The following is a 23,621-nucleotide window of genomic DNA, read 5'->3' on the forward strand; positions in this document are numbered from 1 at the left end:
CAAGCAAAACGCCATTTACGCAAGTTTAACGGCATTCCCAAAGAGCATTTTGAACTGTATTTGAAAGAGTGTGAATGGCGTTTTAACAACAGTGAGATAAAATTTCAAATTTCTATTTTAAAACAATCAGTAAAGCAGGATTTGTTCTGGTTATCTAGGACAGCCCCAAAAATAATGTTAACAATAGAAGTAAAGATGAAAGGGAAACATGTAAATATTGTAAGAAAAAAATGATTTCATTATAAGAAAAAATGATTCCCAGAATGATCATACAAAATGGCGCACCATATAAGTCTGTGTCCATATTGCGCAGCAACACATAAACAATTTAGTAACTGCTTTATTGCTACCGCAGTTTATGGTGATTATGATGCGCCAGAAGATTTTACGCCATTTTCGAGATGAAAAACTCCTTGCCAATCAGGTAGGTAAACAATTCGTTAAAATGTATTACCGTTATTCGCCGCCTATCGCCGATTATTTGCGAAGTAAGCCGAAATTGGCAAAGATTGTGCGTTTTTGCTTAGACAAAACTTTTGTCAGCTATTTGAATAAAAAATGATTTTGACTTGAAAGTGATTTAAACCGTTTGAAATATTGAGAAATAAGAGAGGATGCCGAATGCCACCATTTGCCCGCATTGCTGCTGTTAAGCGGCACCGCCTGTGCCGAACAAAATATGGTGCGGCAAAATGATGAAGTCGCCAGCCAAGCTCCTGTTGCCCAAGCCGCTTCTGCCACGCAAGCGGTGAAAGCCAATCCGCAAGCCGCAGAGCGCAAATGGCAAGGCAAACCGTGGCACAGGGTTTAAACCATCCGTGGGCACTGGCCTTTTTGCCGGACGGTCGCTTTTTGGGTAGCAAGCGCAGCGGTAATCTGCGTATCATCGGCGCACAGGAGCAAGTCGGCGCACCGATTACCGGTTTGCCAAATATCGACGTTGGCGGGCAGGGCGGTTTGCTGGATGTGGTGTTAGACGAAGAATTCGCCCAAAACCGCCGCCTGTATTTTTGCTTCAGCGAAGCGGCCGAAAATCGACAGCAGCGCCCATTTCGGCTGCCGTATCGTGCTCACGCCACAGCATATTTATTTTATTTAGAGCTGGGCGACCGTTACAGCCAAAAAGAACAGGCGCAAAAGCTGGACAATCATATTGGCAAAATTGTGCGTCTAAACCGCAACGGCGGCACGCCGTCGGATAATCCGTTTGCCCAACAAAACGCCGCCGAAATCTGGAACTATGGCCACCGCAATATCCAAGGTATGACTGCCGATGCCCGCGGTCGTCTGTGGGCCAGCGAACACGGCGCGCAGGGCGCGACGAAATTAATCTGATTGAAGGCGGCAAAAACTACGGCTGGCCGGTGGTTACCTACGGCACCGATTACGGCGGCAAAATCGGCGAGGGTATCACCGCCAAAGCCGGTATGGAACAACCGCTGTATTATTGGAATCCATCGATCGCTCCGTCCGGGCTGGCCTTTGTTGGTAAAAATCCTTACCGCAGCGACTGGCAGGGCAACCTGCTGGCCGGTTCCCTCAAATTCGGCTACCTCGCCCGTTTGAAACTCGATAACACCCGCGTATTGAGCGAAGAAAAAATCGAAGTCGGCGAGCGTGTACGAGACGTGCTCCAAGCGCCGGACGGCTTTGTGTATGTGTTAACCGACAGCGGCAACGGCAAATTGCTGAAACTGCTGCCGCAATAAACGGTTTCAGGCAGGCATATACGGTAAGCCAACTCAGCAAAAGCAGGTTCCAAATCCGTGGCACGCATTACTAAGAAAGCGGTTAAAGGCCGTCTGAAAAATGAATTTATATTTCGATACCCGCTTGGCCGAAGGCTATAAAAGTGCATCACAAATTACCCGCGTGTTAACGGAAAACTGGATGGGAGCGCAAGTTTATTGCCCGAATTGCGGTTGCAAGCCGATTCAGAAGGCAGCCAATAACTGCCCGGTGCAGGATTTTTTGTGTGCCAGATGTGACGAACAGTTTGAATTAAAAAGTAAAAACGGGAAAACCGCTGGCAAAATGATTAACGATGGCGCTTATCAAACCATGATTGAGCGCATTCAGGCCGATGACAACCCGAATTTCTTTTTCTTATCGTATAGAAAAGTGGATTATTCTGTACAGCAATTGATGCTGGTGCCGAAACATTTTATGACGGTTGATATGATTATCCGTCGCAAACCGTTACCGCCAACAGCAAAGCGGGCGGGTTGGATCGGTTGCACGATAGACCTGAGCAAAGTGCCCGAGAGCGGCAAGATCCTCTTGATTCAGCAACAGCAGATTGTTGCCCCTGAAACAGTACGCGCCCAATGGCAAGCAACCCTGTTTTTAAGACAGCAACAAAGCAGCAGAAAAGGCTGGTTGCTGGCTATTATTAAATGCTTGGAGCAATTGCCTGAAACATTTAATTTGAAGCAGATTTATGCGTTTGAAGCAAAATTGGCTCTACAGTTTCCTAAAAACAAATATATTAAAGATAAAATCCGCCAGCAGTTGCAAATTTTGCGCGATCAGGGCGTGATTGAGTTTTCAGCCCGCGGGCAGTATCGGAAATCTAAATCGTCTTAAGATAAGATATATTAAATATATTTTAATATTCAATTGGTTAAATTTTAGAGAAAGACTCCTATGACCTGGGAAACCGTAATCGGGCTGGAAATCCATGTCCAATTAAACACCAAATCCAAAATTTTCAGCGGTGCGCCGACTGCTTTCGGCGCCGAGCCGAATGCGCACGCGAGTGTGGTGGAGTGCGCACTGCCGGGCGTGCTGCCGGTGATGAACCGTGAAGTGGTGGAAAAGGCCATCAAACTGGGCTTGGCGCTGGATGCCCAAATCAACCGCAAAAATGTGTTCGACCGCAAAAATTATTTTTATCCCGATTTGCCCAAAGGCTATCAAATCAGCCAGTTGGATCTGCCGATTGTAGAGCACGGCAAGCTGGAAATCGTGGTGGGCGGGGAGGTGAAAACCATCAATGTTACCCGTGCACATATGGAAGAAGATGCCGGCAAATCGGTGCACGAAGGTTTGAACGGTGCAACCGGCATCGATTTAAACCGTGCCGGTACGCCGCTTTTGGAGGTGGTGTCCGAGCCGGAAATCCGATCTGCCGCCGAGGCGGTGGCTTATGCTAAGGCGCTGCACAGTTTGGTAACCTGGCTGGATATTTGTGACGGCAATATGGCCGAGGGTTCGTTCCGCATTGATGCCAATGTGTCGGTGCGCCCGAAAGGGCAGGCCGAGTTCGGCACCCGCCGTGAAATTAAAAACCTCAATTCGTTCCGCTTTTTGGAGCAGGCGATTAATTATGAAGTGGAAAGCCAGATCGAAATCATCGAAGACGGCGGCAAAGTGCAGCAGGCAACCATGTTGTTCGACCCCGATAAAGGCGAAACCCGGGTGATGCGTTTGAAAGAAGATGCGCACGATTACCGCTATTTTCCCGACCCCGACCTGCTGCCGGTGATTATTTCAGACGGCCTGTTTCAAAAAGTGAAAGCAGAAATGCCCAAGCTGCCGAGAGAAATGGCGGCTCAGTTTGAGGCAGATTACGGCATCAGCAGCTACGATGCCCGCCTGCTTACGGCAAGCCGTGCCCAGGCAGCGTTTTTCGAGCAAACGGCGCAACTTGGCGGGCAGGGCAAACTGGCAGCCAACTGGATGAACGGCGAATTGGCTGCTGCGTTGAATAAAGAAGGTTTGAGTTTGGAAGAAAGCCCGATCCAACCCGAGCGGCTGGCCGGCCTGACGGCAAAAATTGCTGATGGAACACTCAGCAATAAGCTGGCCAAACAGGTGTTTGAAGCGATGTGGGGCAGCAATCTGAGTGCAGACGCCGTCATTGAGCGCGACGGCTTGAAGCAGATAACCGACACCGGTGCCATTGAAAAAATCATCGATGAGGTGTTGGCAGGCAATGCCAAATCGGTTGAGGAATACCGGTCAGGCAAAGAAAAAGCCTTTAATGCATTGGTGGGGCAGGTGATGAAAGCCAGCAAAGGTAAGGCCAACCCGCAGCAAGTTCGGGAGATGATGAAAACAAAGCTGGCCGGTTGAAATGGTTTTCAGACGGCCTGAGTTAGACAATTGCGGCGTTGTTTATACTTTTTGCTTTTTTCCTGAAGCCCTGTTTTTGGTTTTTTGAGGGTTATCGAGAATGCTGATAGGCACGGTTATCTTCGGCATGCATTAAGTTTGCGAAGCCAAACCATCGTTATCCGGCGAAAAACAAAATCTGTTGGGTAAAGAGTGTGGGCAAGCCGGCCTTTTCCAATGCCGTCTGAAAGGTTTAAATACTGCGCTTGCGTTAATAATGTTTTTTTAATGCTGCAAAGTCTCCTGCCTCATTGCAAGGATAAGCGGCCGGATGGTTTCTATCCGGCCGCTGTGTTTTATTTGACCGTTACACAATGAACCCTGCTTACGGTCATACAGGGTTATAGTGCGGCACTACCTTTGCGGTATCTGTCTGCAACCTGCTGCTGTGCCGGAAATTATCTGAATCCGCTGCCGGTAAGCCGGCAGGCAGTTTGGCCGGTTTTGGTATTACGGAAGATATTTTTGAGCGGCAACTGTTTCGTTTGGTCAAACCCGCATGATATGCTGCACCTGTGGGATGGCGTGCAGGGCGCGGATAATTTCGTTGAGCTGTTCGGTGTTTTTTACTTTCAGGAAGAATTTGAATTTGATAAATCCCTCGGTGCCGGGCTGTTTTTGCGGTGTTTCCACTGATTCGATGTCTGCGCCGGATGTTGAAATTGCCTGAGCCATCGAAGCCAACAGGCCGCGGGTGTCGCGGGAGCTGACAATCAGTGTGGTATGGAAATTTTGGTCGGTGATGTTTTCCCAGTCGGCATCAAGATGCAGGTTGGGGTCGGCTTTCAGCATATTGGGGCAGGTGTCGCGGTGGATAACCAAACCCTGGCCTTTAACCAGCAGGGCGCGGACGGCATCGCCGGGCAGGGGTTGGCAGCATTGCGCCAACTGTATTCTGCCGGTTTCGCTGCCGTTTATTTTAATCGGACTCAGACGGACTTCTCCGCCGAAATGTTCTCCCGCCAACCCGGCTATGTGCATAGCTACGGTAACGGGCAGGGTATGGCCCATGCCGACATTGTAGAGCACATCTTCAAATGTAGTTTGTTTGTTGTTAAGGTCTTCCAGATATTTTTCTTTCAGGCCGTCTGAAAGCAGGATATTCTGCGGCAGCAGGCTGGAAAGGGCTTTTTGCAGCAGACTTTCTCCCAACATAACGGCATCTTTGCGGTTCATGTTTTTGATGTAGTTGCGGATGGCGCTGCGGGCGCGGCTGGATACGGCAAAATTCAGCCATGCGGGGTTGGGTTTGGCCTGCTCGGAGGTGATGATTTCGACTGAGTCGCCGGTTTTCAGTTTGGTGCGCAGCGGCATCATGGTGTTGTTGATGCGCGCGGCTACGGTGCGGTGTCCGATGTCGGTATGCACGGCATAGGCGAAATCGATTGGGGTGGCACCTTTGGGTAGCGCCAGAATTTTTCCTTTCGGGGTTAGGATATACACTTCGTTGGGGAATAAATCGACTTTGACGGCTTCAAAAAATTCCATGGCATTGGCGCTGCCGGCTTGCAGGTCGAGAATATTTTTCAACCAGCGGTCGGTGTGCAGCGTGGCTTGGTCGATGGTGTTTTTGCCGGATTTGTAGATCCAGTGGCCGGCAACTCCGCCTTCGGCTACCGCATCCATTTCCCAAGTGCGTATCTGCACTTCGATAGGTAGGCCGTAGGGGCCGACCAGCGTGGTGTGCAGGCTTTGATAGCCGTTGCTTTTGGGTATGGCGATATAGTCTTTAAAACGGCCGGGTTTGGGTTGATAGAGGCTGTGCAGGGCGCCGAGTGCGGCATAACAGGCGGGAATGCTGTTTACAATCACGCGGAAGCCGTAAATATCCATCACATCGGCAAAGCGCAGATTTTTAGACTGCATTTTCTGATGAATGCTGTAAAGGTTTTTTTCACGGCCTTTGATTTTGGCTTCGATATTGGCATCAACCAAACGCACACTGAAGGCCCGCAACACTTTGCCCACCACATCGCGGCGGTTGCGGCGGCTGGCCTTCATGGCTTTTTGCAGGGTTGCGTAGCGGCGCGGGTGCAGGTTTTGGAAAGATAAGTCCTGCAATTCCTGATAGGCATTGTTCAGGCCGATGCGGTTGGCAATTTGGGCATAGGTTTCAAGGGTTTCCTGCGCGATGCGGCGGCGTTTTTCGGGGCGCATCGAACCGAGTGTGCGCATATTGTGCAGGCGGTCGGCAAGTTTGACCACAATCACGCGTACATCTTTGGTCATGGCCAAAATCAATTTGCGGAAGCTCTCGGCTTGATGTTCGGCCTTGCTGTTGTATTCAAGCTTTTCAAGCTTGGAGAGGCCATCGACCATTTCGGCGATGGTTTTGCCGAATTCGGCAGCCATTCCGAGCTTGGTTACGCCGGTGTCTTCGAGCACATCATGCATCACGCCGGCACACAATCCCTGTATGTCCATATGCCAAACCGCCAGCTGTGTGGCAACGGCCAGCGGATGGGTGATGTAGGGTTCTCCGCTTTTGCGGGTTTGACCGTCGTGTGCATGAAAGGCGAAAGCGCAGGCTTTTTCAAGCAAATCTTGCTCTTTATTGTCCAAGTAGAAAGCCGTGCGGAACAGCAGGTTGCGGGCTTCTGTTGTCAGCGGATCATATGGAGCGGTAGGTTGCGGCGCACGCATTCAGACGGCCTCATACGGTTATTTGCTGCGTTTGAGCAGCTCTGTGGTAATTTCGCCTGCTGCAATTTCACGCAGAGCGGTAACAGTGGGTTTGTTATTGCGCACATCGTCAACCAGCGGGGCTGTACCGTTTTCGAGCTGGCGGGCGCGGCGGGCGGCGGTGAGGGTGAGGTCGAAGTGGTTGGGAATTTTGGTAACACAGTCTTCTACGGTGATTCGTGCCATTTTGTCAGATGCTTTCTCGTGATAAACGGTTTAAAGAAATGTTAAAAGAAATAGGGATATATTGTCGCTGTTTTTTAAGAATTTTCCAACAGATTTTCCACAAACAGCTGTTGCGAAGACTGTTTGAGACGGTGTGATTTAATGATAGAGAGCAAATCGGCTTCAGCCTCGGCCAAGTCATTGTTTACGACCACATAATCGAACAAAAACGCCTGTTCGATTTCGCAACGGGCTTTGCTCAAACGCTTGACCACCACTTCGGCTGTATCGGTACCGCGGCCGGTCAGCCGCTCGGCCAAAGCTTGAAACGAAGGCGGCAGAATGAAAATGCTGCATACATCGGGCCACACGCGGCGCACCTGCTCGGCACCTTGGATATCGATTTCCAAAATAACATCATAGCCTTGAGAGCGCAGCAGGTTTACGCCTTCCACGCTGGTGCCGTAATAATTGTCAAACACTTTGGCATGCTCGAGAAAAGCATTTTCGCTGATCATCTGCTCAAATTCTGCGGTATCGACAAAATAATACTGGCAGCCGTGTTTCTCGCCGGTTCTCGGCGCACGGGTGGTGTGGGAAACCGATACACGGATGTCGCCGTGGTGTTCGGTGAGGCGGGAGACCAGCGTGGTTTTACCGGTGCCGGAAGCAGCGGAAATAATAAAAATATTGCCTTTGGAAGATGCTTGCATGATAAGGGTCAAGAAAGGGAGATTGCCGCTTATTATGCCACAGCGGCAGATGGGGCGACAACGGGAACAAAGCTTTGCTACAATCAACTATTTATTGACTATCAAAGTTTAGGGCAAGATTGATATGCTGATTCATCCCGATGTGATGGGCGTGGGCAAGTTGTATGAAAAAATCCGCAAAGTGCCGGATTGGCCGAAAAAAGGCATTTTATTTCATGATATTACGCCTGTATTGCAAAGCCCAGAATATTTCCGCTTATTGGTAGATTTGCTGGTTTACCGCTATATGGGGCAGAAAATCGATGTGGTAGCCGGCTTGGACGCACGCGGATTCATTATTGGGGCAGCTTTGGCTTACCAATTAAATGTAGGGTTCGTACCCATTCGCAAAAAAGGCAAACTGCCGTTTGAAACGCTGTCGCAAAGCTACGCATTGGAATATGGAGAGGCAACGGTAGAAATCCATACCGATGCCGTTCAGAAAGGCGCACGGGTGTTGCTGGTCGATGATTTGGTGGCTACTGGCGGCACCATGCAGGCAGGCATTGAATTGATCCGCAAACTCGGCGGCAAAATCATCGAAGCAGCCGCGATTCTCGAGTTTACCGATCTGCCCGGCGGGGCCGATATCCGCACCCGTGGTGTGCCGCTGTTTACGCTTTATCAAAACGAAGGAGCCATGCCCGATTAATTATTCTGCTTCGACATAATGGTTTTGGGATGAACACAAGCCGTCTGAAACTGTTTTTAGACGGCTTGTGTTTGTATAACTCTATACAGGCTTAGAATTTGTATTCAATTTGGCCGCGCACTACGTTGACATCCTGTTTGCTATTGCCCGCGGTGGCGTTGACTTGTTTGCCGTGCAGGTAGAACGCGTTGAGTTTGAAATTTTTGTAGGGAACGTAGTTCATGCCGATTTGTGCGCCTTGTACGTTTTTGCTGTAGTCTTCAACCGAAGAGATGCCCGACATTGCGCCAACGCGGCGCAGATTGAAGAATACATCATAAGAATTGCGGGTTGCCCAGTCGGCATTTTTGAATTTTACGCCGGCAAATATTCCATCGGGCGATACTTTTTTACCCGCGCTGTCTTTAACGCCGGTGAGGTTGGAGCGGCTGTAGGCTGCCATTGCGCCCCAGGTGTCGTTAAATTTTACATCGGCGCCGATTTCGCCGAAAACGGCATTTTTGCGGCTGTTGTCGGGCTGTTTCACATTATCCAGATAAACGGCGGTGGCGCCGATATTGACTTTGTCGCTCAGGGGAACCACGGTTTGTGCGGAAACCATCATCTCGCGGCGTACTTCTACGCCCCAAGGGTTGTCGTTTAAATGTTTGGTTACGCGGGCAACGGCAACTTTGGTGGGGAATTTGTAGTCGAAAAACAATTCGCCGCCGGTTACTTCGTTATCAAGCACGCGGCCGTATGAAGAAAATGCGCCGAATTTGCCAACGCGCGCTTTGATTTTGTCGTACACGGTGCCCTCGGCATAGAGTTTGTTCATGGGCACATCATGGTCGCCGTTGAATTTGCCGGTTTCCAGGTCGATTTGGGGCTCGATTTGGGTAACGATTTTCCAATCTTTATAAATGCGTGCAGAAAGCCATAAATCGGCGTTGAGATGGCTGACGGTGTTGTTGGCGGGGTTGGGTACGGCCGTGTAGCTGGCGGCGGTGTCGCCTGCATCGGCGCGGGCACGGATGGTGCCGTGGATGCCGAGGCGGTCGGGGATAATGTTGAAATCCCGCGATGCGCGTTTTGCTCCGGCATTGACATAATCATCGGTAGTGGTCAGTGCGGCATCTGTGTTGGCTGCAAAAGCGGGTGCGGCAAAAAGAGAGGCACACAGAAAAGACAGGATTTTCTTAGCGTTCATATTATGCTCCGAAGTTGGAAAAAGTAGCAGTGTCGAAATCAAATTGCCCGAGCACTCAAGCGATGCCGGACGGGATGCAGGAAAGCAGACGTTTGTTTTGTAAAATGACATCGGTGTCATTGTCTGTTTTTTAAAAACGGTTGCGTTTTCAAGCCGTTTTTTTAAGTTTTTTTATGGTTGCTATCGTATTGAAAATAAGTGTTGCCCGTCAAGCACTTTAAAAAAACATTGCAGTTTGACGGGCGTTTTTTTGATATGCGTCAATATAAAAATACCAGGCAGATGATTGCGGCTTGCTGCAAGGCTGCCGGTTTTTGTGATATTGCGGGTAATAAGCCTGTATCGGCCTTATTGGGGTTGTTTGACACTGTCTGAATCGGAATTTGAAGCCGTCTGAACAGCGGATTGGATAAAGCAGAAATCAGGGGGGGATATGGTTTTCAAACGGCCTGTTCGGGCGGACTGTTCAGATGGTTTCAAAAATCTTCGAATGATTTTTCAGACGGCCTGCGGGTGTTTTTTAAGAAGGAGTAAGCGGCGTTTCAAATGTTTTCAGATGTTTTCAGAAGCTTGGGGATCGCGGGGAAGTGGAAATGTGTAGCGCAGGGTTTGCCGGGCAGGGCGGCCGTGTATGGTAGGGCAGTCGGCATCATCGGTTTGCCGGAAAAGGGGCGGGTTTGAGCGGTGCCATACTGCAATAGCCCAACGCTGCCGGTAGTGATTCGTGCTATAATTTCGGCCTTTATGGCGGCGGCCGCATTCCCATATTGCCGGTTGGGCAATTTATCTGCCGGGTTGATAACCGGCCGGTATGATTGGGAACGGAGCAGGCCGTGATTTTTGACAGGGCAGTGTTCAAGCGCTGCCCTGAATTTCGAATATCTGCAAATAAGGTTTGGAATCATGATTTCTACCAACGGTGTTACCATGCAGTTTGGCGCAAAGCCGCTGTTTGAGAATGTGTCTGTCAAATTCGGCGAAGGCAACCGCTACGGCCTGATTGGTGCCAACGGCTCGGGAAAGTCAACCTTTATGAAAATCTTGGGGGGGGACTTGGAGCCGACCAGTGGTGAAGTGGCGGTTGAAAACGGCGTGCGCTTGGGCAAACTGCGTCAAGACCAATTTGCTTATGAAGATATGCGCGTGCTGGATGTGGTGATGATGGGACACGCTGAAATGTGGGCGGCGATGACCGAGCGTGATGCGATTTATGCCAATCTCGAAGCCACCGAAGACGACTATATGAAAGCAGCCGAGTTGGAGGCCAAGTTTGCCGAATACGATGGCTATACTGCCGAAGCGCGCGCTGCTGAGCTGTTGAGCGGTGTGGGTATCGAAGAACCGCTGCACAACGCGCAAATGAGCGAAGTTGCTCCCGGCTTCAAACTGCGCGTGCTGCTGGCGCAGGCATTGTTTTCCAAGCCTGATGTGCTGCTTTTGGACGAACCGACCAACAATTTGGACATCAACACCATCCGCTGGCTCGAAGGTGTACTCAACCAATACGATTCGACCATGATTATCATCAGCCACGACCGCCATTTTTTAAACGAAGTGTGCACACACATGGCCGATGTGGACTATAACAGCATCACCATCTACCCCGGCAACTATGACGACTATATGCTTGCTTCGGCGCAATCGCGCGAACGTGCCATGCGCGATAATGCCAAGGCCAAAGAAAAACTGCAGGAATTGCAGGAATTCGTGGCGCGTTTTTCGGCCAACAAATCCAAAGCCCGCCAGGCAACCAGCCGTCTGAAACAGGCCGACAAAATCAAATCCGAAATGGTGGAAGTCAAACCCTCGACCCGCCAAAACCCGTATATCCGCTTTGAAACCGATGAGAAATCGAAGCTGCACCGCCAGGCTGTGGAAGTGCAGGGCTTAGGCAAGCGTTTTGAAAAGCCATTGTTTAAAAACCTGGGCTTTATCCTTGAGGCAGGCGAGCGTCTGGCCGTTATCGGCCCCAACGGTGCGGGCAAATCCACCCTGCTGAAGCTGTTGGCCGGCGCGTTCGACAGCCGCTGTTCAGACGGCCTCAGTGCCGATTCGGGCAGCGTCAAATGGGCGGAAAAAGCCCATGTGGGCTATTATCCGCAAGATCACGAAAACGATTTCGATGTGGATATGAACCTGACCGAATGGATGCGCCAATGGAGCGGGGAGGGCGATGATGAGCAGACGGTGCGCGGTACGCTGGGGCGGCTGCTGTTCGGCAGCAACGATGTGGTGAAGCAGGTGCAGGTGCTCTCCGGCGGAGAAAAAGGCCGTATGCTCTATGGCAAACTGATTTTGCTGAAACCCAATGTGCTGATTATGGACGAGCCCACCAACCATATGGATATGGAAAGCATCGAATCGCTGAATATGGCACTGGAAAAATATCGAGGCACATTGATTTTCGTATCCCACGACCGTCAGTTTGTTTCATCACTGGCCACCCAGATTATCGAGCTGGACGGACAAGGCGGCTACGAGCATTACTTGGGCGGTTATGAAAGCTATCTGGAGAAAAAAGGCTTGGCGTAACCCCATCTCCGTGCCCGAAATAACCTGAGGCCGTCTGAAACCTTTCAGACGGCCTTGATGCTGCAAGATAACGGAGCAAACACGTCATGCAAACCGCAACCTTAACCGTTGGCAGCAAAACCATCACCGCTTATCTGCCCGAACACCCGCAAACCTCGCCGCTGCTGCTGACGTTTTCAAACAGGCAGGAATCCGATGCGCTGGCGGAGCTCACCGGCGGGCAGGCCGTGCGGGCAGCCATCGATGAACCGGTTTGGGAACACGCGTTCACACCGTGGCCGGCGCCTCGTGCCTTCAGGCAGGCTCCTGACTTTGGCGGCGGTGCAGATGCCTATCTTGAATGGATTGCCATTGACGTTTTGCCCGCAATTGAAAAACAGTTCGGCCTGAACCCTTTATGGCGGGGTATGTTGGGTTATTCTTTGGCAGGGTTGTTCGCCGCCTATTGCTCCTACCGCCGGTTTTTGTTTAACCGTATGGCCGCTGTTTCTGCATCGCTGTGGTTTGACGGCTGGCAGTGGTCTGCCGCCGCAAACACACCGCTTTTTCTGCCCGAATACGCTTATTTTTCAGTGGGCAGCAAAGAAAAAAACGCCAAAAACCCACGCTTGGCGCAAATTGAAACCGCCATACTTGCCACACGGCAAAACTGGCAGGCTGAAGCCGCGCGCGATAAATGGCGCGTTTTTGTGAGATAAATCGGTTTTGATTTTGTTTCATACGGTGCAATAATGTTTCAAATCCTGCCGAACAAAGGCAGGATTTTTTGTGTCGGCCAAAACATCGCGCTCTCGTTGCTCGGCTCTTTTTGGGAAGTGCGGCATCATGTCTCCATCAATTGAACATCAGCCGGAGAATAAAATGCGTAAAACCAAACTGGACAAACAACTGGAAGCCATCGCTTTGGAGCATATGTTTGTGGAAACTTTGGAAACGAAAAACTGTAATGCGGACTTTATCAACGAAATCTCCGTCTGGTCTGTCAAGTCCGCTTTGGAAGCTGCTTACGAACTCGGAAAGAAAGCGGCATTGTCTGAGGCAAAGAAATAACAAAAGCGACGATGGCGTCGCTTTTGCCGTTTCAGACGGCCTTACCAGTTGCAGATGACCAGCTCCCCGCTGTTTTTTTGCGTTTTGTCGCGGCCGACCGAATAGGCCAATTCCAAACGGGTGATGCTGAAGTCTTTGAAGAGTCCGCGTATGTCGGGGTGGTCGTTGATGGAGAGCATGACCTTGCCTTTGCAATCCGCCATCATTTTGGCCAACAGCTCATACTGCGGCCAATCGAAGGCTCTGTCGTAGCCTGCGAGCTGCCAATACGGCGGGTCGGCGTAGAAGAATGTGTGTTCGCGGTCATAGCGTTTGAAGCATTTTTCCCACGACTCGTTTTCAATGTAGACCCCGTTCAGCCGCTGCTGTGCGGCTTTCAGACGGCCTGCGATGTCGGCGGCGGTAAAACCCCGTCCGGTGGTGGCCGTGCCGAAGTGTTGGTCTACCGTTTTGCCGCCGAAGGCGGTGTGTTGCAGGTAGAAGAAACGGGCGGCACGCTGGATGTCGGTCATCACTTCGGGCGGGGTGGATTGCAGACGGGCGAACACTTCGCGGCTGGTCAGCGTCCATTCAAACTGGCGCACGAACTCGTCGAAATGGTGCTGCACCACGCGGTAGAGGTTGATGAGTTGGCCGTTGAGGTCGTTGAGCACTTCGCATTTGGCAGGAGTCGGCCGCAGGAAAAACAGGGCTGCGCCGCCGGCGAAAAGCTCGACATAGCATTGGTGATCGGGAAACATGGGCAGCAGGTGTTTGGCCAAGCGTCGTTTGCCGCCCATCCACGGTACGAGCGGTTGCGGTTTGAGTGTCATTTTCTCTCCTTATATATAAGAGTAAACGGCACTCGCGGTGCTCGGTATCGGTTAATCAGAATGTGCCGATGAGCTTTTCGGCAATCCATTGTGCGACTTGAGGGCAGACGGCATTTCCGGCAGCCCGAGCCTCTGCAGAGTTGGCCGCATCCAGTCCGCGCCGAAGCCCATAATCTTCAGACGCTCGCTGCCGCTCAACCATCTGATGCCGGCTGTCGGCGACAGCGACGATATTGGCACCCGAGAGGTCGATACTTGTCCCATCGGCGAAACCCGCAAGCAGCGTAGGATGAGCGTCCGCCCACGGGCTGCCCGCTTCCGTCTTGCCAGATAGGCGCTCCATTGGTCCGGCATCGCCCAGCAGCTCCACGGGGGGCAGCTCTCGAAAACCTGCGACCACGAATATTCGGCGGCGTTTAGTGGGGACTCCGAAATAACGGCTGTCCAGCACCCGCCAAAATCCCACATACCCGCATTCGGCAAGCGTTTCAAGCACCGTTTGGAAGTCGCGGCCATTGTTTGAAAACAGCAGTCCGGGGACATTCTCAAGCACCAGCCAGCGCGGCTGAAGGGTTTGCACGATGTACATTGCATCGAAGAACAGGCCGCTGCGCTCTCCGGCAAGCCCGCGCCGTTTGCCCATTGCCGAAACGTCTTGGCAGGGAAAGCCGCCGACGATAACGTCTGTGCGGGCGAGTGCGGGCAGACAGGTGCGCACGTCTTCGTGCTGTTCGGCATGGGGGAAGCGGTCGGCGAGGACGGCGCGGCAGACCGGGTCGATTTCGACCTGCCACGCAGTGGTAAATCCTGCGGCTTCAAAGCCGAGGTCGAAGCCCCCGATGCCTGCGAACAGGCTGCCAAGGGTGGGCTTAGTTTCGATTGTGCTTTCGGCATCCATATCGTCCTTTCTCAAGGTTGGGATGCTCGGCGGCATTCTCGGTTGTTAAAGAGCGGATGGCGTTGGCGGTTTTGCAGCGCGGGCATTTGATTTCAAAATCGCCCGTGCCCACGGCCAACAGTTTGTTACAGTTTTTGCAACGGTGTTTCATTTTTCGGTGTCGTCCTATGCATTAGTGATAGAATACCGCTGCCTCGCGAGGTGGCGGCCTTGAAGCTAATGCAGACTGGTCCTGCTGGCTGGCGTGCCGGTGTTGACGCACCGGCACGTCGCCGTCTTTATATCTTTGTCGGCCGTCTGTTTTCAGACGGCCTTTTTCTTCTCCTTTCTCAGCCGATACCGTATTTAACCTTCAGCGCATTGATTTCTGCTGCCAGTTCTTCCGCCGGCGGCGTGTGGTTGCGGTAAACGGTCAGGCCTTCGCCGAAATCCGCATCAAGCTGGCCGTTGCCGCCGTGGGCGGTGCCGAGGTTGAGGTATTCGCCCGCCAGTTTGGCGGTAACGCTCAAGATATACCATTGGCCGTATTCGTAGCGTGCTTCGGCGGTGTTGGCCGTGCCGTTTACCGCTGCCGGATAGTTGCCGTTGACGCGTATGGCGATATTATTGGTATCGGTTTTCTTATCTGTAATCCAGCCCACGCTTCCGGCAGCATTCTTAGCCGTACTCATACCGAGCGATACTACGGATGTGCGGCCGCCGAGCGAATGCACGCGGACAGGCATCAGAATGGTGCTGTCGGTGTCGCCGTTCAAATCCAGCTTGATGCGCGGATACACACCGGCTGATGCGGTAGGCCCTTTCAGACGGGCTTTAACGAATTTGACTGAGCCGGAAACATCGGCCATATCCGACCAGTCCGCCGGCGGGTTGACGCCGCCCATCACAATCCCAACCGCGCCGCTGTCGTCGCGCACCACAGTGGGTGTGGCTTCGGCCATGCCGAATTTAACCACTTGCGGAACCTGAGCAGGAACCGTTTCAGACGGCTCAGCGGCGGACGTGCCGCTCTCGGGAACAGGCTCTGCCGGAGCAACCGTGCCGCCTGATGTGCCTTGGTAGTCGAAGCGGGCAATTACGAAGCCGTCAGTCTTATCAACCGACACCACGTTGTCGAAAACGGTGTTGGCCAACTTCACGCCGCCGCTTTCAGCCACCGCGAACGGAACCGTTTTGATGCCGCTGCGGACGACATCACGGCCGCGTAAATAGCGGTCGGGCATCACAGTATCAGACGTAAACGGCGTGATGTCTGCAATGCAGTCGCGCATGGTCAGCAGGTTGACCGGCTGAATCAGATAGGCTTCGGCGTAGTTGCCGCTGTTCGAGTTTTGGGCAGTACAGCCCTGCAGGCGTATATTGAACGGTATGCCGCGCCGTGCGGGGTCTTGCGAGCCGAACCAGAACCCGCGGGAAGAAGACGGATTAAAATAAGGCAGTTTGCCGTATGGGTAGGCACAGGTGCAGGTTACATCGCGCAGCGCGTAGTTGCCGCGGGCGTAGTTGTCGAAAAAGCCGATGGGCGCGTAAATCTGAACGTTGTCCACCATGCCTCTGAAGCGCATCTCATACAGGCGTTGCTTGGCGCTGTTTTTATGCGCGCTGCTGCCGAACGAGCCGTTGGTGAAATCCAAGCCCTTCACGCCGGCGAAAATCTCGCTGTCACGCAACGTGAACTGGTTGCCCAAGAACACGCTTTGCGACGGTTCGTCTGGGCCGGTGTAAATCTCGTCCCAACAAATCTGAATGCCCCAAATCTTCGATTTAATCCGCACTTTGGCAATATACAGCCCGGAAATCGTGTGGGCATCGATGCCTTTGCGCGCGCAGTCGATATACCAGCCGCCGATGATGAAGCGGTTGATCTGCCATTCTTTGCGGCGGCTCGAAGAGCCGTAGCCCGGGTCGTTGATGAAACCCGCCGGGATAGATTCGGGCTTGTAATAGGTAAAGCCCGAATTGGGGTGTCCCATGCGGTAAACCCGAGAATGCAGCTCCCACAGATTGACGAAGCGGTTGGCCTGAATACCGCCCTCATAACAGTCTTCGACTTGGGTGTGGATCAGGTAGACGTTGCGCGGGATATAACCGGCCGCATCGGCAATGCCGTCAAACGGCTGGCCGTCCGGTTTGGCTTCGGTTCCCACCTCGATGCCGTAGGTGATAAAGCCGCGGGCATAGTGGTTTTCGATGATAACCGATGCCGTTTCAAGCTCGGCTTGGCCGACCGACGGCAGCTGGAAGATATAGCCGCCCGAGCCGATGTTGCCGTGCAGGCCGCCGTCGCGCCACAAGCCCCATTCGCCTGACGTTTGCCCGTCGGGTTGCGGGAACTGCTTGCCGTAGCCGCCCAAATTCAGCGCGCGGGTATCCAGCGAATTGCTGCGGTAGTTGCCCGCCCATTTGTGACGGGTGGTGGTGTTGAAGCCTGCGGTGTCGTAGCCTTTTTCGGCAAAGCCTGTTGTGCCGTCGATGGGCGGGAACAGGCCGGTCGGGCCGCCGAGCAGCGTCCAATCTGAAGCGGCGCGGCGTTGTGGGTCTAAGTCGAGCACGGCCTTGGTCAGCCAATAGCCGGGCTTGAAGCGGTTTTTACCTTTATAGCCCGCCAATGCATAACCGTCGGTCATCATCGTCATCACGCGGAAACGGCATTGGCTGAAATCCACGTCCCAGTTATCCATGTGCAGAATCATGGTCGGCTGGCAACCGTTGACAACAGACGCCAGCGACGGTGCGTCGGGCGTACGGCCGTCAGTGCCGAAAATCTCAGGTTCCACGCCTTCCAGCTTGGCCATATTGAAATTGCCGTACATACGGATTTTCATGCCGCTCTTGGCGCGTTCCTTGAGAATGTCGTAAATGGTGCGGGAGTGAATCAGTTGCGGCTGCTCGAGCATCACGTCGGCCTGCATCTCGGCGGTAAACCAGTCGTTCACCACCAGCGTGCGCCCATCGGTTTGCACGGCCGTCTGCCCTGCGGTCATGCCTTTGCGCCACTCGTCAAACTCTTGCTTGGTGATGGCGCGCCCGGGCTTGATGGATATTTCGCCTTTTGTTTCGAAGTCTGCTTCCGACATCTTGGGCAGTACGGTCGACAAAGTGGAAGTAAGGATCTCGGCATCAACCAAACGGGAGGGAATCAGCCCCGCCACCATTTCTGCAACGGCATCGCGCGGCAAAACAGGCTGCATGCCTTGGCCTGCCAACACTTCGGCCACCACACGGCGGAGCACTTCTTCATCCACCTGCGGGCCGCGTACGGTCGCTATAAAGTCGTCGAAGCTCCCTTTGTTGTCCTGCGCCTGCCATTCCTGATACAAACTTGAGCGCGCTGCCATTTGCAGGTTGAGGATTTCGATTTTTGCGGCCTGACCCGCCTTAATTACGTGTGTCATATCAATATATCCTGATGATTTTGCCGCCGATAACGGTTTTAGGCCCGTCGCTGCCGTGGGTAACCACGATGCCGTAGCGTGCCTGCGTCCACATCTGTTTGGCCAACAGCCCGTGGCCGAACGTAACGAGCAGGTGTTTGCCCAAACCGTTGAAGGCATCGGCAGGGCGAACCGAAATATCCGGGTAGAGCTTGTCCTGAAAAGGCGGCTTGACCCACATTTCGATGCGCTCGAGCGCGGCCGGGTCGATGGTGAGGCCGTCTGAATCCACCAGTTCCAAAACGATGCTCTGTTTATCGTCGCGTATCAGTTCGATGTCCAGCCTTACCATTTTCAACCTTTCAATAAAGCGGCAAGCAGATTGGGGCTGATACGGTGCGGCTCGGGAAACCCCAAAGCACAAGCTACGGCTTCGCTGCAAAACCAGCGGCGCGGCGAGCCTTTTACCGGACGGAATACCACGCCCAAACTGCCGCGCAGGTCATACCGCTCTCTTCTCCGCCGCGCGAACCAGTCGCGAACACTGGTCTCATGCTTCAAACCGCTGCAGACTTCCACAAAATCCCAATGTTCGGGGTTGAAATCGATACGCTTGAAACGCACGCCGCCGTCGTACCAGCTGGCCGAAGCGCACAGGCCGTCTGAAAATACCACTTCGCAATGGCTGTACGGCCCGCGGTCGGCGAAACGCACCAAGCGGCTGAACCAGCCGCGCCAGCCGGGCAAAGTACCCTTATAAAACGCCACTTTCATAAAAAAATCCCTGCATAAGTTGCAGGGATATTAAGCGGCTTGAAGAGAAACAGATATTAATGCGCTTTAAAAATCATGCGGCGGAAAAGGCAACGGCGGCCACGTCTTCAAGCGTTTGCGCGGCCTTGATTCTGTCTTCGGCCGCCTGACGCAGGCCGGCCGTGCGGGCGGTCAGCAGCTCGAACTTGACGGCCTTGCCGTAGGCTTTCTGCTTGAGCACGTCTGCAGGCACGCCGCGGGCTTGGGCGATGGTGTTTAAAGTCGGTGTGGCGGCATCGGGGTCTGCCTTCCATGCTTTGGCTTCCAATGCCTGTATCGTCCACGTTTCCACTTCGAACTTGGGCAGCTTGTCCAAACCGGCCGCCCGGCTGACAAACGTCTGTGCGGCGGCATTGACTTCGGCCAGCTTGGCGGCCTTGGCCTGTTCGAGTTGCGCCGCCTGCGCTTCTTTGGTCAGCGTCCATCCTTTGCCGTCCCACGTGTGGGCGGGGCCGGGCGGGGCGTCGAACGTGAGGCCGTCTGAAAGCGCGCCGACGGCTTCCACTACCACGGCTTGGCCGTCAACGGTGCGGTAGGCGGTTTGGCCGCGGTGGTCGGGCAGGTATTCCCAGCCGCTACCCGTCCAGCGGGCGGCGCGGCCTTCGTGCGGCTGCGGCGGCTCGGCGTCGATGCAGCCGCCCGGCATGATGTAGCTGCCGTCGCGGGCGTAGATGTCGAGTTCGGCCTCGGTTTGGCCGAGATAGAGGCCGTCTGAATCAAGCTGGCAGACGGGTTTTGTCCATTGGATTTGTGTCATATCGTTTCCTTTTTACAGATGTGTTTCAGACGGCCTTAAATCTTGATACAGGCCAGCAGGGCAAGGTTGCGCGGGCGGGTTTCGGCGGCCACGCGCGGCGTACCGTAGTTTTTATGTTGCAAATAGTCTTCGGTTAACCAGTTATCGCCTGAATTTACTGTAGCGGGTGCAGGACTATGCTGGTTGCTGTTTATCTCGACATTCTGAAAATAGTTAACGCCGTGCATGCGCGCATCGCTTTGGCTGCGTTTGAGATTGCGGGCGTGGCCTTGGAAAGCATCGTCCTGACGCGAACCGAAGGCGCGGTTGCGGTCGATATTGCGGCCGTCATCGTAGCCGCGCACGAACTCGCCGCGCAGGTCGGGCAGGTTGAAGGTGGTGCGGCCGTCGCCCGCGCCGTAGATGGTGCCGATGGCGGCAAACAGGGCGGCATAGACGGTGCGCGATACCGCCGCGCCGTTGGCTTTGAGCCAGCCGGCGGGGGCGGCTGCCCCGGCGAAATAGGCAACGGTTCCCGACGGTGCGGCCTGACCGGCGGCCTGCAGGGCGGTGCTGCCGCGTTCGTAAGCGGTTTTGACGGCTTTTGACGTTGCCAGTTTGTTGCTGTCGGCAAGGTTGACGGCATCGGACTTGTCGCCGGCCAGCAGGATTTTTTCGTTGCTGTACGCCAGGCTGCCGTCGTCTTTGAGCTGTAATACTTTGCGGCTGGCGGGATTGCGCAGGTAGATGTCGGACGGCCCCATTCCCAACTCCGCCCAGCCGTCTTTGCTGGCTGCGGAAAAGCGGATGCCGGCGGCAAAATCGGAACGGGCCGCGAATGTTTTCATGCCGGCTACGGTTTGGTTGCCGACGAGCATTACACTGTTGGCGGCGGTTGAGTTTTCTACCCAATTCAACACCAAGGCCGCGTTGTTCCAGTTAATTGCTGCACGGAAGCTGCGGCCGCGGGCGGGGTAATGGCAGTCGATAAAGGAATACCCGCCCATCAGGTATAAATCGAGTTGGACAGGGCTTTTGTCGGGAACCGGCAGGCCGCGGATATTGTGTTTTGCCTCGGTGTTATGCAGGACGATTTGCATGCAGCCGTTATTAATATAATGGTCGCCGAGAAAATCCATAATGCTTTGGCGGCTGCTCAAATCCAAATCGACCCCGGCCGACCCCGCCAAAACCGGCATCCGCGAAAATTTCAGGTCCGATTTAGGCAGTTTTTCTTCATATAGTTTTTTACCCATTTTTGCCGAAAGCGCGGCATCTTCAGCCGAAACGTCCAATGCATTGACCAGTTTGGCCACGCCCGCCACCGTGGGCGTGGCTTTGGCTAATTCGTGGGTATGGCCGGTGGCGCCGTTGCCCGCCCAGTTGCGGGTGCCGCCGTTCAGGGTGGAGGGCACCGCCAGCGAAACGGAGCGGTCGGCACTCCAGTCGCCGCCGCCGGTCAAGCCCGCCCCCGCAACCAGCCGGCGGGCTTTGTCGGCTTTGAGTGCCAAAGCATTGTCGGCAGCGGACTTGTTGGCGCCGATGCCGGCCACGGCCTTGGCCAGCTCGGTTTTCAGCCACAGCGTGCGGTTGGCCAGCTCGCGGGTCGGGCGGTTGTCGATGCCGTTGGGGCCGCCCATTACCGGGTCGGAGGTTTCAAACTGATAAATGCCCGCTTCCCAGCGGTTGGTCTCTACTAAATTCGCCATTATGCGGTTCCTCGGTTAAATTGGCCGTCGCGGGTGGCGCGGCCGTTGTGCCTTAAAGCCGATGCCTGGTAGTCCAATGCCGCCAGCACGCAGCGGGCGGGCGCGAACGCCTTTAAAGTGTGGCGCAGCAAGGCGGCCTGGTCGTTGGTAATCACGTTGGCTATAATGATTCGGTAGTGTGCCCAGCGGTCGCTGTGGCCGTGGGCGTAGCGGCTGTTGCGGGTGATTTCGCCGTCGTGCCGTTTGTTGCCCATGCCTTCGATAATCTGCACTTCGCCGAAGCCCAGGCGGCGTACGATTTCGCGGATTGCCCACGGCGTGCCTTTATGGCGGTGCAGTCGGTACGCGCCTTTAATCAGGCGGCGGCGCATCTGGTCGGATTCGGCCAGCCAGTAGCCGTCCGCCCCGAGTATGCTGCGGCTCTCGGCCAACAGCTCCAAATGTTCGGGCGCAACCAAATGGATAAGGCGCGGCATCAGTTTGGCCGTGTCGGCCGCATTCAGGCGCAGGCCCAAATCGGCCAGCATTGTGTAGCGTTGGTCGCGTTCGATTACGGCGGCGTAGCTGAGTTTGGCCATGTTTAACCCTCGGCCGTCTGCGCGGCGGCGCGGATGCGGACGGACGTACAACGCGCCCATTGGTTGGCCTTAACCGTTGTTAACGGCAGGTTGTGCAGCACCACGTTGTACACGCCGCCGACCTTTAAGGCCGTCTGAATATCCATCGGCACCACGTCCAGCCCCAGCTTTTGGCGGCGGCCTGCTTCGTAAGCCGCCCATGCCGCCTGAGCCGCAGCTAGCACTTCGTCTTGGTTCGTTCCTTCAAACAGCACCAGCTCGGCATCGAGCCGGTAATCGACCGCCGCCGGTTCGGTAACGGTTACCGTGTCGCATAGGGGGCGCACGCGCTCGTCCGACAGGGCGCGGGTGATTTCGTTAACCAGCTCGGAAGACGGCAATCCGTCCGTGGTCAGCACGGTTATTTCCACCTGCCCGCCGATGGGGGCGCCCGCCGGTGTGCGCTTGTGGTCGACATAAACATCGCAGATGGTCGGGTTGACGCGGCGGGCGAAGTATTCATATGAGCCGACGGGACCGGCCACGGAGAAGCTCTCCGGCGCGAGCAGAATCCGCACGCGGTAGGCTTCGTCCGATTCCACGTCCGCACCGCCCGAAGGCACGGTAATATTGGCGGCCTTCACTTCGACACCGCCGATATTCAGCGTGCCGTTGACCTGTCCGGCAGACCAGCCGTTGCCCGCCGTACCGCTTTGGGTGCAGACGGCCTGTAAATCGACAAAGGCCCGGCCTGCGTCCAGCGTTCCGGCTTCGGTAACGGCAAATTCCACATCGCCCGCCGCCACTTTCGTCCCTACGGCAATATAGGCCGTGCGGCTGCCGCCCAAAGCCGCGCTGAAACGCACGGTGCAGCGGGCTGCCGAAGCCTGAAGGCGCGGCGTGTTCACATCGTCGCCGCACAAATCCAGCATCAGCCCCGTGGCAAAACGCGGGTGCTGCTGGCGGTAGGCCTCGTTAAAAGCCTTACGGGTAAGATGTTCGCGGTAGGCATAGGTGTTAATCAGCAACCGCTCGATATGGGCGGGCTGAAGCACTTTGCCGGTGCGCTTTTCGTAGTCGGCGATGGTCTCGGCCAGCACTTCGGCCAAGCCGTCCTCCACCACTTTCACGTCTTCGCGCTTGAGTTTGCTCAAATCCATGCTGCACGCTCCACATTCACGGCCGTGCTGTAAATCTCGCCCGACACGTCTTGCGCCACCCGCCAAAACACCGTCATCACGATGTGCGGGGCGCGGTTTTCAAAACCGACACGCTCGACTACGGCGCGTTTTTCCCATGTGTTCACGGCCAGCATCACTTCACGCACGGCGTTGGGGACAAACACGTCTTCGGGGGTGTCGATATAGTCGAAATGGTTGCTGCCGAATGCGGGGCGGGTTACGTCCGACCCCTTGCGGGTGGACAAAATATTGAGAATGCACAGGTTGATGTCGTCCGCACCCTGCACCAGGCCGCCGCCCTCGGGGGCGAGCTGCCAGTGTTTGGAAACAGGGGTTTGGAAGTGCATAAAAAATGCCCGCATCGTCAATGAATGCGGGAATTGTGATGGAAGGCCGTCTGAAA

The 23,621-nt window shown here is 54.4% G+C and carries 24 protein-coding genes and 2 pseudogenes; 10 read left to right on the top strand and 16 right to left on the bottom strand.

The window, feature by feature from the left end; genetic code table 11:
* The 6 genes and pseudogenes from IR141_RS00570 to gatB all read left to right on the top strand — a co-directional run.
* A pseudogene (locus IR141_RS00570) lies at positions 1–234 on the top strand (hypothetical protein); the annotation flags it as partial.
* A 136-nt stretch (positions 235–370) separates the two neighbouring features.
* Positions 371–562 (top strand): CFI-box-CTERM domain-containing protein, encoded by a 192-nt coding sequence (locus IR141_RS14120; protein ID WP_353663640.1) that lies wholly within the window; start codon positions 371–373, stop codon positions 560–562.
* 69 nt (positions 563–631) lie between these two features.
* Complete coding sequence (locus IR141_RS00575) at positions 632–811, top strand: hypothetical protein (RefSeq protein ID WP_135033766.1); 180 nt, start codon at positions 632–634, stop codon at positions 809–811.
* Positions 781–1,709: pseudogene (locus IR141_RS14125) on the top strand (PQQ-dependent sugar dehydrogenase). The gene IR141_RS00575 and the pseudogene IR141_RS14125 overlap by 31 nt, the downstream one beginning before the upstream one ends.
* A gap of 100 nt (positions 1,710–1,809) precedes the next feature.
* The gene (locus tag IR141_RS00585; RefSeq protein WP_135033767.1) at positions 1,810–2,586 is read left to right on the top strand and encodes a DpnI domain-containing protein; all 777 of its coding nucleotides are present in this window, start codon (positions 1,810–1,812) and stop codon (positions 2,584–2,586) included.
* Between the two features lie 60 nt (positions 2,587–2,646).
* The gene (gatB, locus tag IR141_RS00590; RefSeq protein ID WP_135033768.1) at positions 2,647–4,077 is read left to right on the top strand and encodes an Asp-tRNA(Asn)/Glu-tRNA(Gln) amidotransferase subunit GatB; all 1,431 of its coding nucleotides are present in this window, start codon (positions 2,647–2,649) and stop codon (positions 4,075–4,077) included.
* A gap of 528 nt (positions 4,078–4,605) precedes the next feature.
* On the opposite strand, the gene IR141_RS00595 is transcribed toward gatB, so the two are convergent.
* The 3 genes from IR141_RS00595 to gmk form a co-directional block, all read right to left on the bottom strand.
* Positions 4,606–6,759, bottom strand: coding sequence for a bifunctional (p)ppGpp synthetase/guanosine-3',5'-bis(diphosphate) 3'-pyrophosphohydrolase (locus IR141_RS00595; RefSeq protein WP_135033769.1), 2,154 nt, complete (start codon positions 6,757–6,759; stop codon positions 4,606–4,608).
* Positions 6,760–6,777: 18 nt separating this feature from the next.
* Positions 6,778–6,984, bottom strand: coding sequence for a DNA-directed RNA polymerase subunit omega (rpoZ, locus tag IR141_RS00600; protein WP_135033770.1), 207 nt, complete (start codon positions 6,982–6,984; stop codon positions 6,778–6,780).
* 74 nt (positions 6,985–7,058) lie between these two features.
* Complete coding sequence (gmk, locus tag IR141_RS00605) at positions 7,059–7,676, bottom strand: guanylate kinase (protein ID WP_135033771.1); 618 nt, start codon at positions 7,674–7,676, stop codon at positions 7,059–7,061.
* A gap of 124 nt (positions 7,677–7,800) precedes the next feature.
* Here gmk and IR141_RS00610 point away from each other — a divergent pair, with 124 nt between their 5' ends.
* Complete coding sequence (locus IR141_RS00610) at positions 7,801–8,367, top strand: adenine phosphoribosyltransferase (RefSeq protein ID WP_135033772.1); 567 nt, start codon at positions 7,801–7,803, stop codon at positions 8,365–8,367.
* A 91-nt stretch (positions 8,368–8,458) separates the two neighbouring features.
* Here the strand turns inward: IR141_RS00610 and IR141_RS00615 are convergent, their stop codons facing one another.
* Complete coding sequence (locus tag IR141_RS00615; protein ID WP_135033773.1) at positions 8,459–9,556, bottom strand: hypothetical protein; 1,098 nt, start codon at positions 9,554–9,556, stop codon at positions 8,459–8,461.
* A 542-nt stretch (positions 9,557–10,098) separates the two neighbouring features.
* On the bottom strand, positions 10,099–10,473 hold the full coding sequence (locus IR141_RS00620) for a hypothetical protein (RefSeq protein WP_135033774.1): 375 nt from the start codon (positions 10,471–10,473) through the stop codon (positions 10,099–10,101).
* Between IR141_RS00620 and IR141_RS00625 the strand changes: the two genes are divergently transcribed.
* The 3 genes from IR141_RS00625 to IR141_RS00635 all read left to right on the top strand — a co-directional run bounded on the left by IR141_RS00625 (position 10,460) and on the right by IR141_RS00635 (position 13,138).
* Positions 10,460–12,088: an ABC-F family ATPase gene (locus tag IR141_RS00625; protein WP_135033775.1), complete on the top strand. Its 1,629-nt coding sequence runs from the start codon at positions 10,460–10,462 to the stop codon at positions 12,086–12,088. The two genes, IR141_RS00620 and IR141_RS00625, sit on opposite strands and share 14 nt — an antisense overlap.
* Positions 12,089–12,174: 86 nt before the next feature.
* Positions 12,175–12,786, top strand: a complete 612-nt coding sequence (locus tag IR141_RS00630; protein ID WP_135033776.1) for an alpha/beta hydrolase-fold protein — start codon at positions 12,175–12,177, stop codon at positions 12,784–12,786.
* 70 nt (positions 12,787–12,856) lie between these two features.
* Entirely contained in the window at positions 12,857–13,138 is a 282-nt protein-coding gene (locus IR141_RS00635) for a hypothetical protein (RefSeq protein ID WP_228068098.1), read from the top strand.
* Between the two features lie 41 nt (positions 13,139–13,179).
* On the opposite strand, the gene IR141_RS00640 is transcribed toward IR141_RS00635, so the two are convergent.
* From IR141_RS00640 to IR141_RS00690, 11 genes are all read right to left on the bottom strand, one after another.
* Positions 13,180–13,950 carry a DNA adenine methylase gene (locus IR141_RS00640; RefSeq protein ID WP_167742958.1) on the bottom strand — a complete coding sequence of 257 codons (771 nt, stop codon included), beginning with the start codon at positions 13,948–13,950 and terminating at the stop codon, positions 13,180–13,182.
* A 55-nt stretch (positions 13,951–14,005) separates the two neighbouring features.
* Positions 14,006–14,848, bottom strand: coding sequence for a DNA cytosine methyltransferase (locus IR141_RS00645; RefSeq protein WP_135033777.1), 843 nt, complete (start codon positions 14,846–14,848; stop codon positions 14,006–14,008).
* Positions 14,820–14,999 carry a Com family DNA-binding transcriptional regulator gene (locus tag IR141_RS00650; RefSeq protein ID WP_135033778.1) on the bottom strand — a complete coding sequence of 60 codons (180 nt, stop codon included), beginning with the start codon at positions 14,997–14,999 and terminating at the stop codon, positions 14,820–14,822. The genes IR141_RS00645 and IR141_RS00650 overlap by 29 nt, the downstream gene beginning before the upstream one ends.
* Before the next feature lie 178 nt (positions 15,000–15,177).
* Complete coding sequence (locus IR141_RS00655; protein ID WP_135033780.1) at positions 15,178–18,243, bottom strand: hypothetical protein; 3,066 nt, start codon at positions 18,241–18,243, stop codon at positions 15,178–15,180.
* Between the two features lies 1 nt (position 18,244).
* The gene (locus IR141_RS00660) at positions 18,245–18,574 is read right to left on the bottom strand and encodes a hypothetical protein (protein WP_135033782.1); all 330 of its coding nucleotides are present in this window, start codon (positions 18,572–18,574) and stop codon (positions 18,245–18,247) included.
* A 2-nt stretch (positions 18,575–18,576) separates the two neighbouring features.
* Entirely contained in the window at positions 18,577–18,996 is a 420-nt protein-coding gene (locus tag IR141_RS00665) for a hypothetical protein (RefSeq protein WP_135033784.1), read from the bottom strand.
* Between the two features lie 73 nt (positions 18,997–19,069).
* On the bottom strand, positions 19,070–19,792 hold the full coding sequence (locus IR141_RS00670) for a tail fiber assembly protein (RefSeq protein ID WP_135033786.1): 723 nt from the start codon (positions 19,790–19,792) through the stop codon (positions 19,070–19,072).
* A gap of 35 nt (positions 19,793–19,827) precedes the next feature.
* Positions 19,828–21,480 carry a phage tail protein gene (locus IR141_RS13265; RefSeq protein WP_228068099.1) on the bottom strand — a complete coding sequence of 551 codons (1,653 nt, stop codon included), beginning with the start codon at positions 21,478–21,480 and terminating at the stop codon, positions 19,828–19,830.
* Entirely contained in the window at positions 21,480–22,058 is a 579-nt protein-coding gene (locus IR141_RS00680; RefSeq protein WP_135033884.1) for a phage tail protein, read from the bottom strand. Before IR141_RS00680 ends, IR141_RS13265 begins: the two co-directional genes overlap by 1 nt.
* 2 nt (positions 22,059–22,060) lie before the next feature.
* On the bottom strand, positions 22,061–23,197 hold the full coding sequence (locus IR141_RS00685) for a baseplate J/gp47 family protein (protein ID WP_135033788.1): 1,137 nt from the start codon (positions 23,195–23,197) through the stop codon (positions 22,061–22,063).
* Positions 23,188–23,565 (bottom strand): GPW/gp25 family protein, encoded by a 378-nt coding sequence (locus IR141_RS00690; RefSeq protein ID WP_135033789.1) that lies wholly within the window; start codon positions 23,563–23,565, stop codon positions 23,188–23,190. Before IR141_RS00690 ends, IR141_RS00685 begins: the two co-directional genes overlap by 10 nt.
* Between the last annotated feature and the right edge of the window lie 56 nt (positions 23,566–23,621).

Source organism: Neisseria sp. 19428wB4_WF04 (genome assembly GCF_015235335.1).
Classification (GTDB): Bacteria; Pseudomonadota; Gammaproteobacteria; order Burkholderiales; family Neisseriaceae; genus Neisseria; species Neisseria musculi.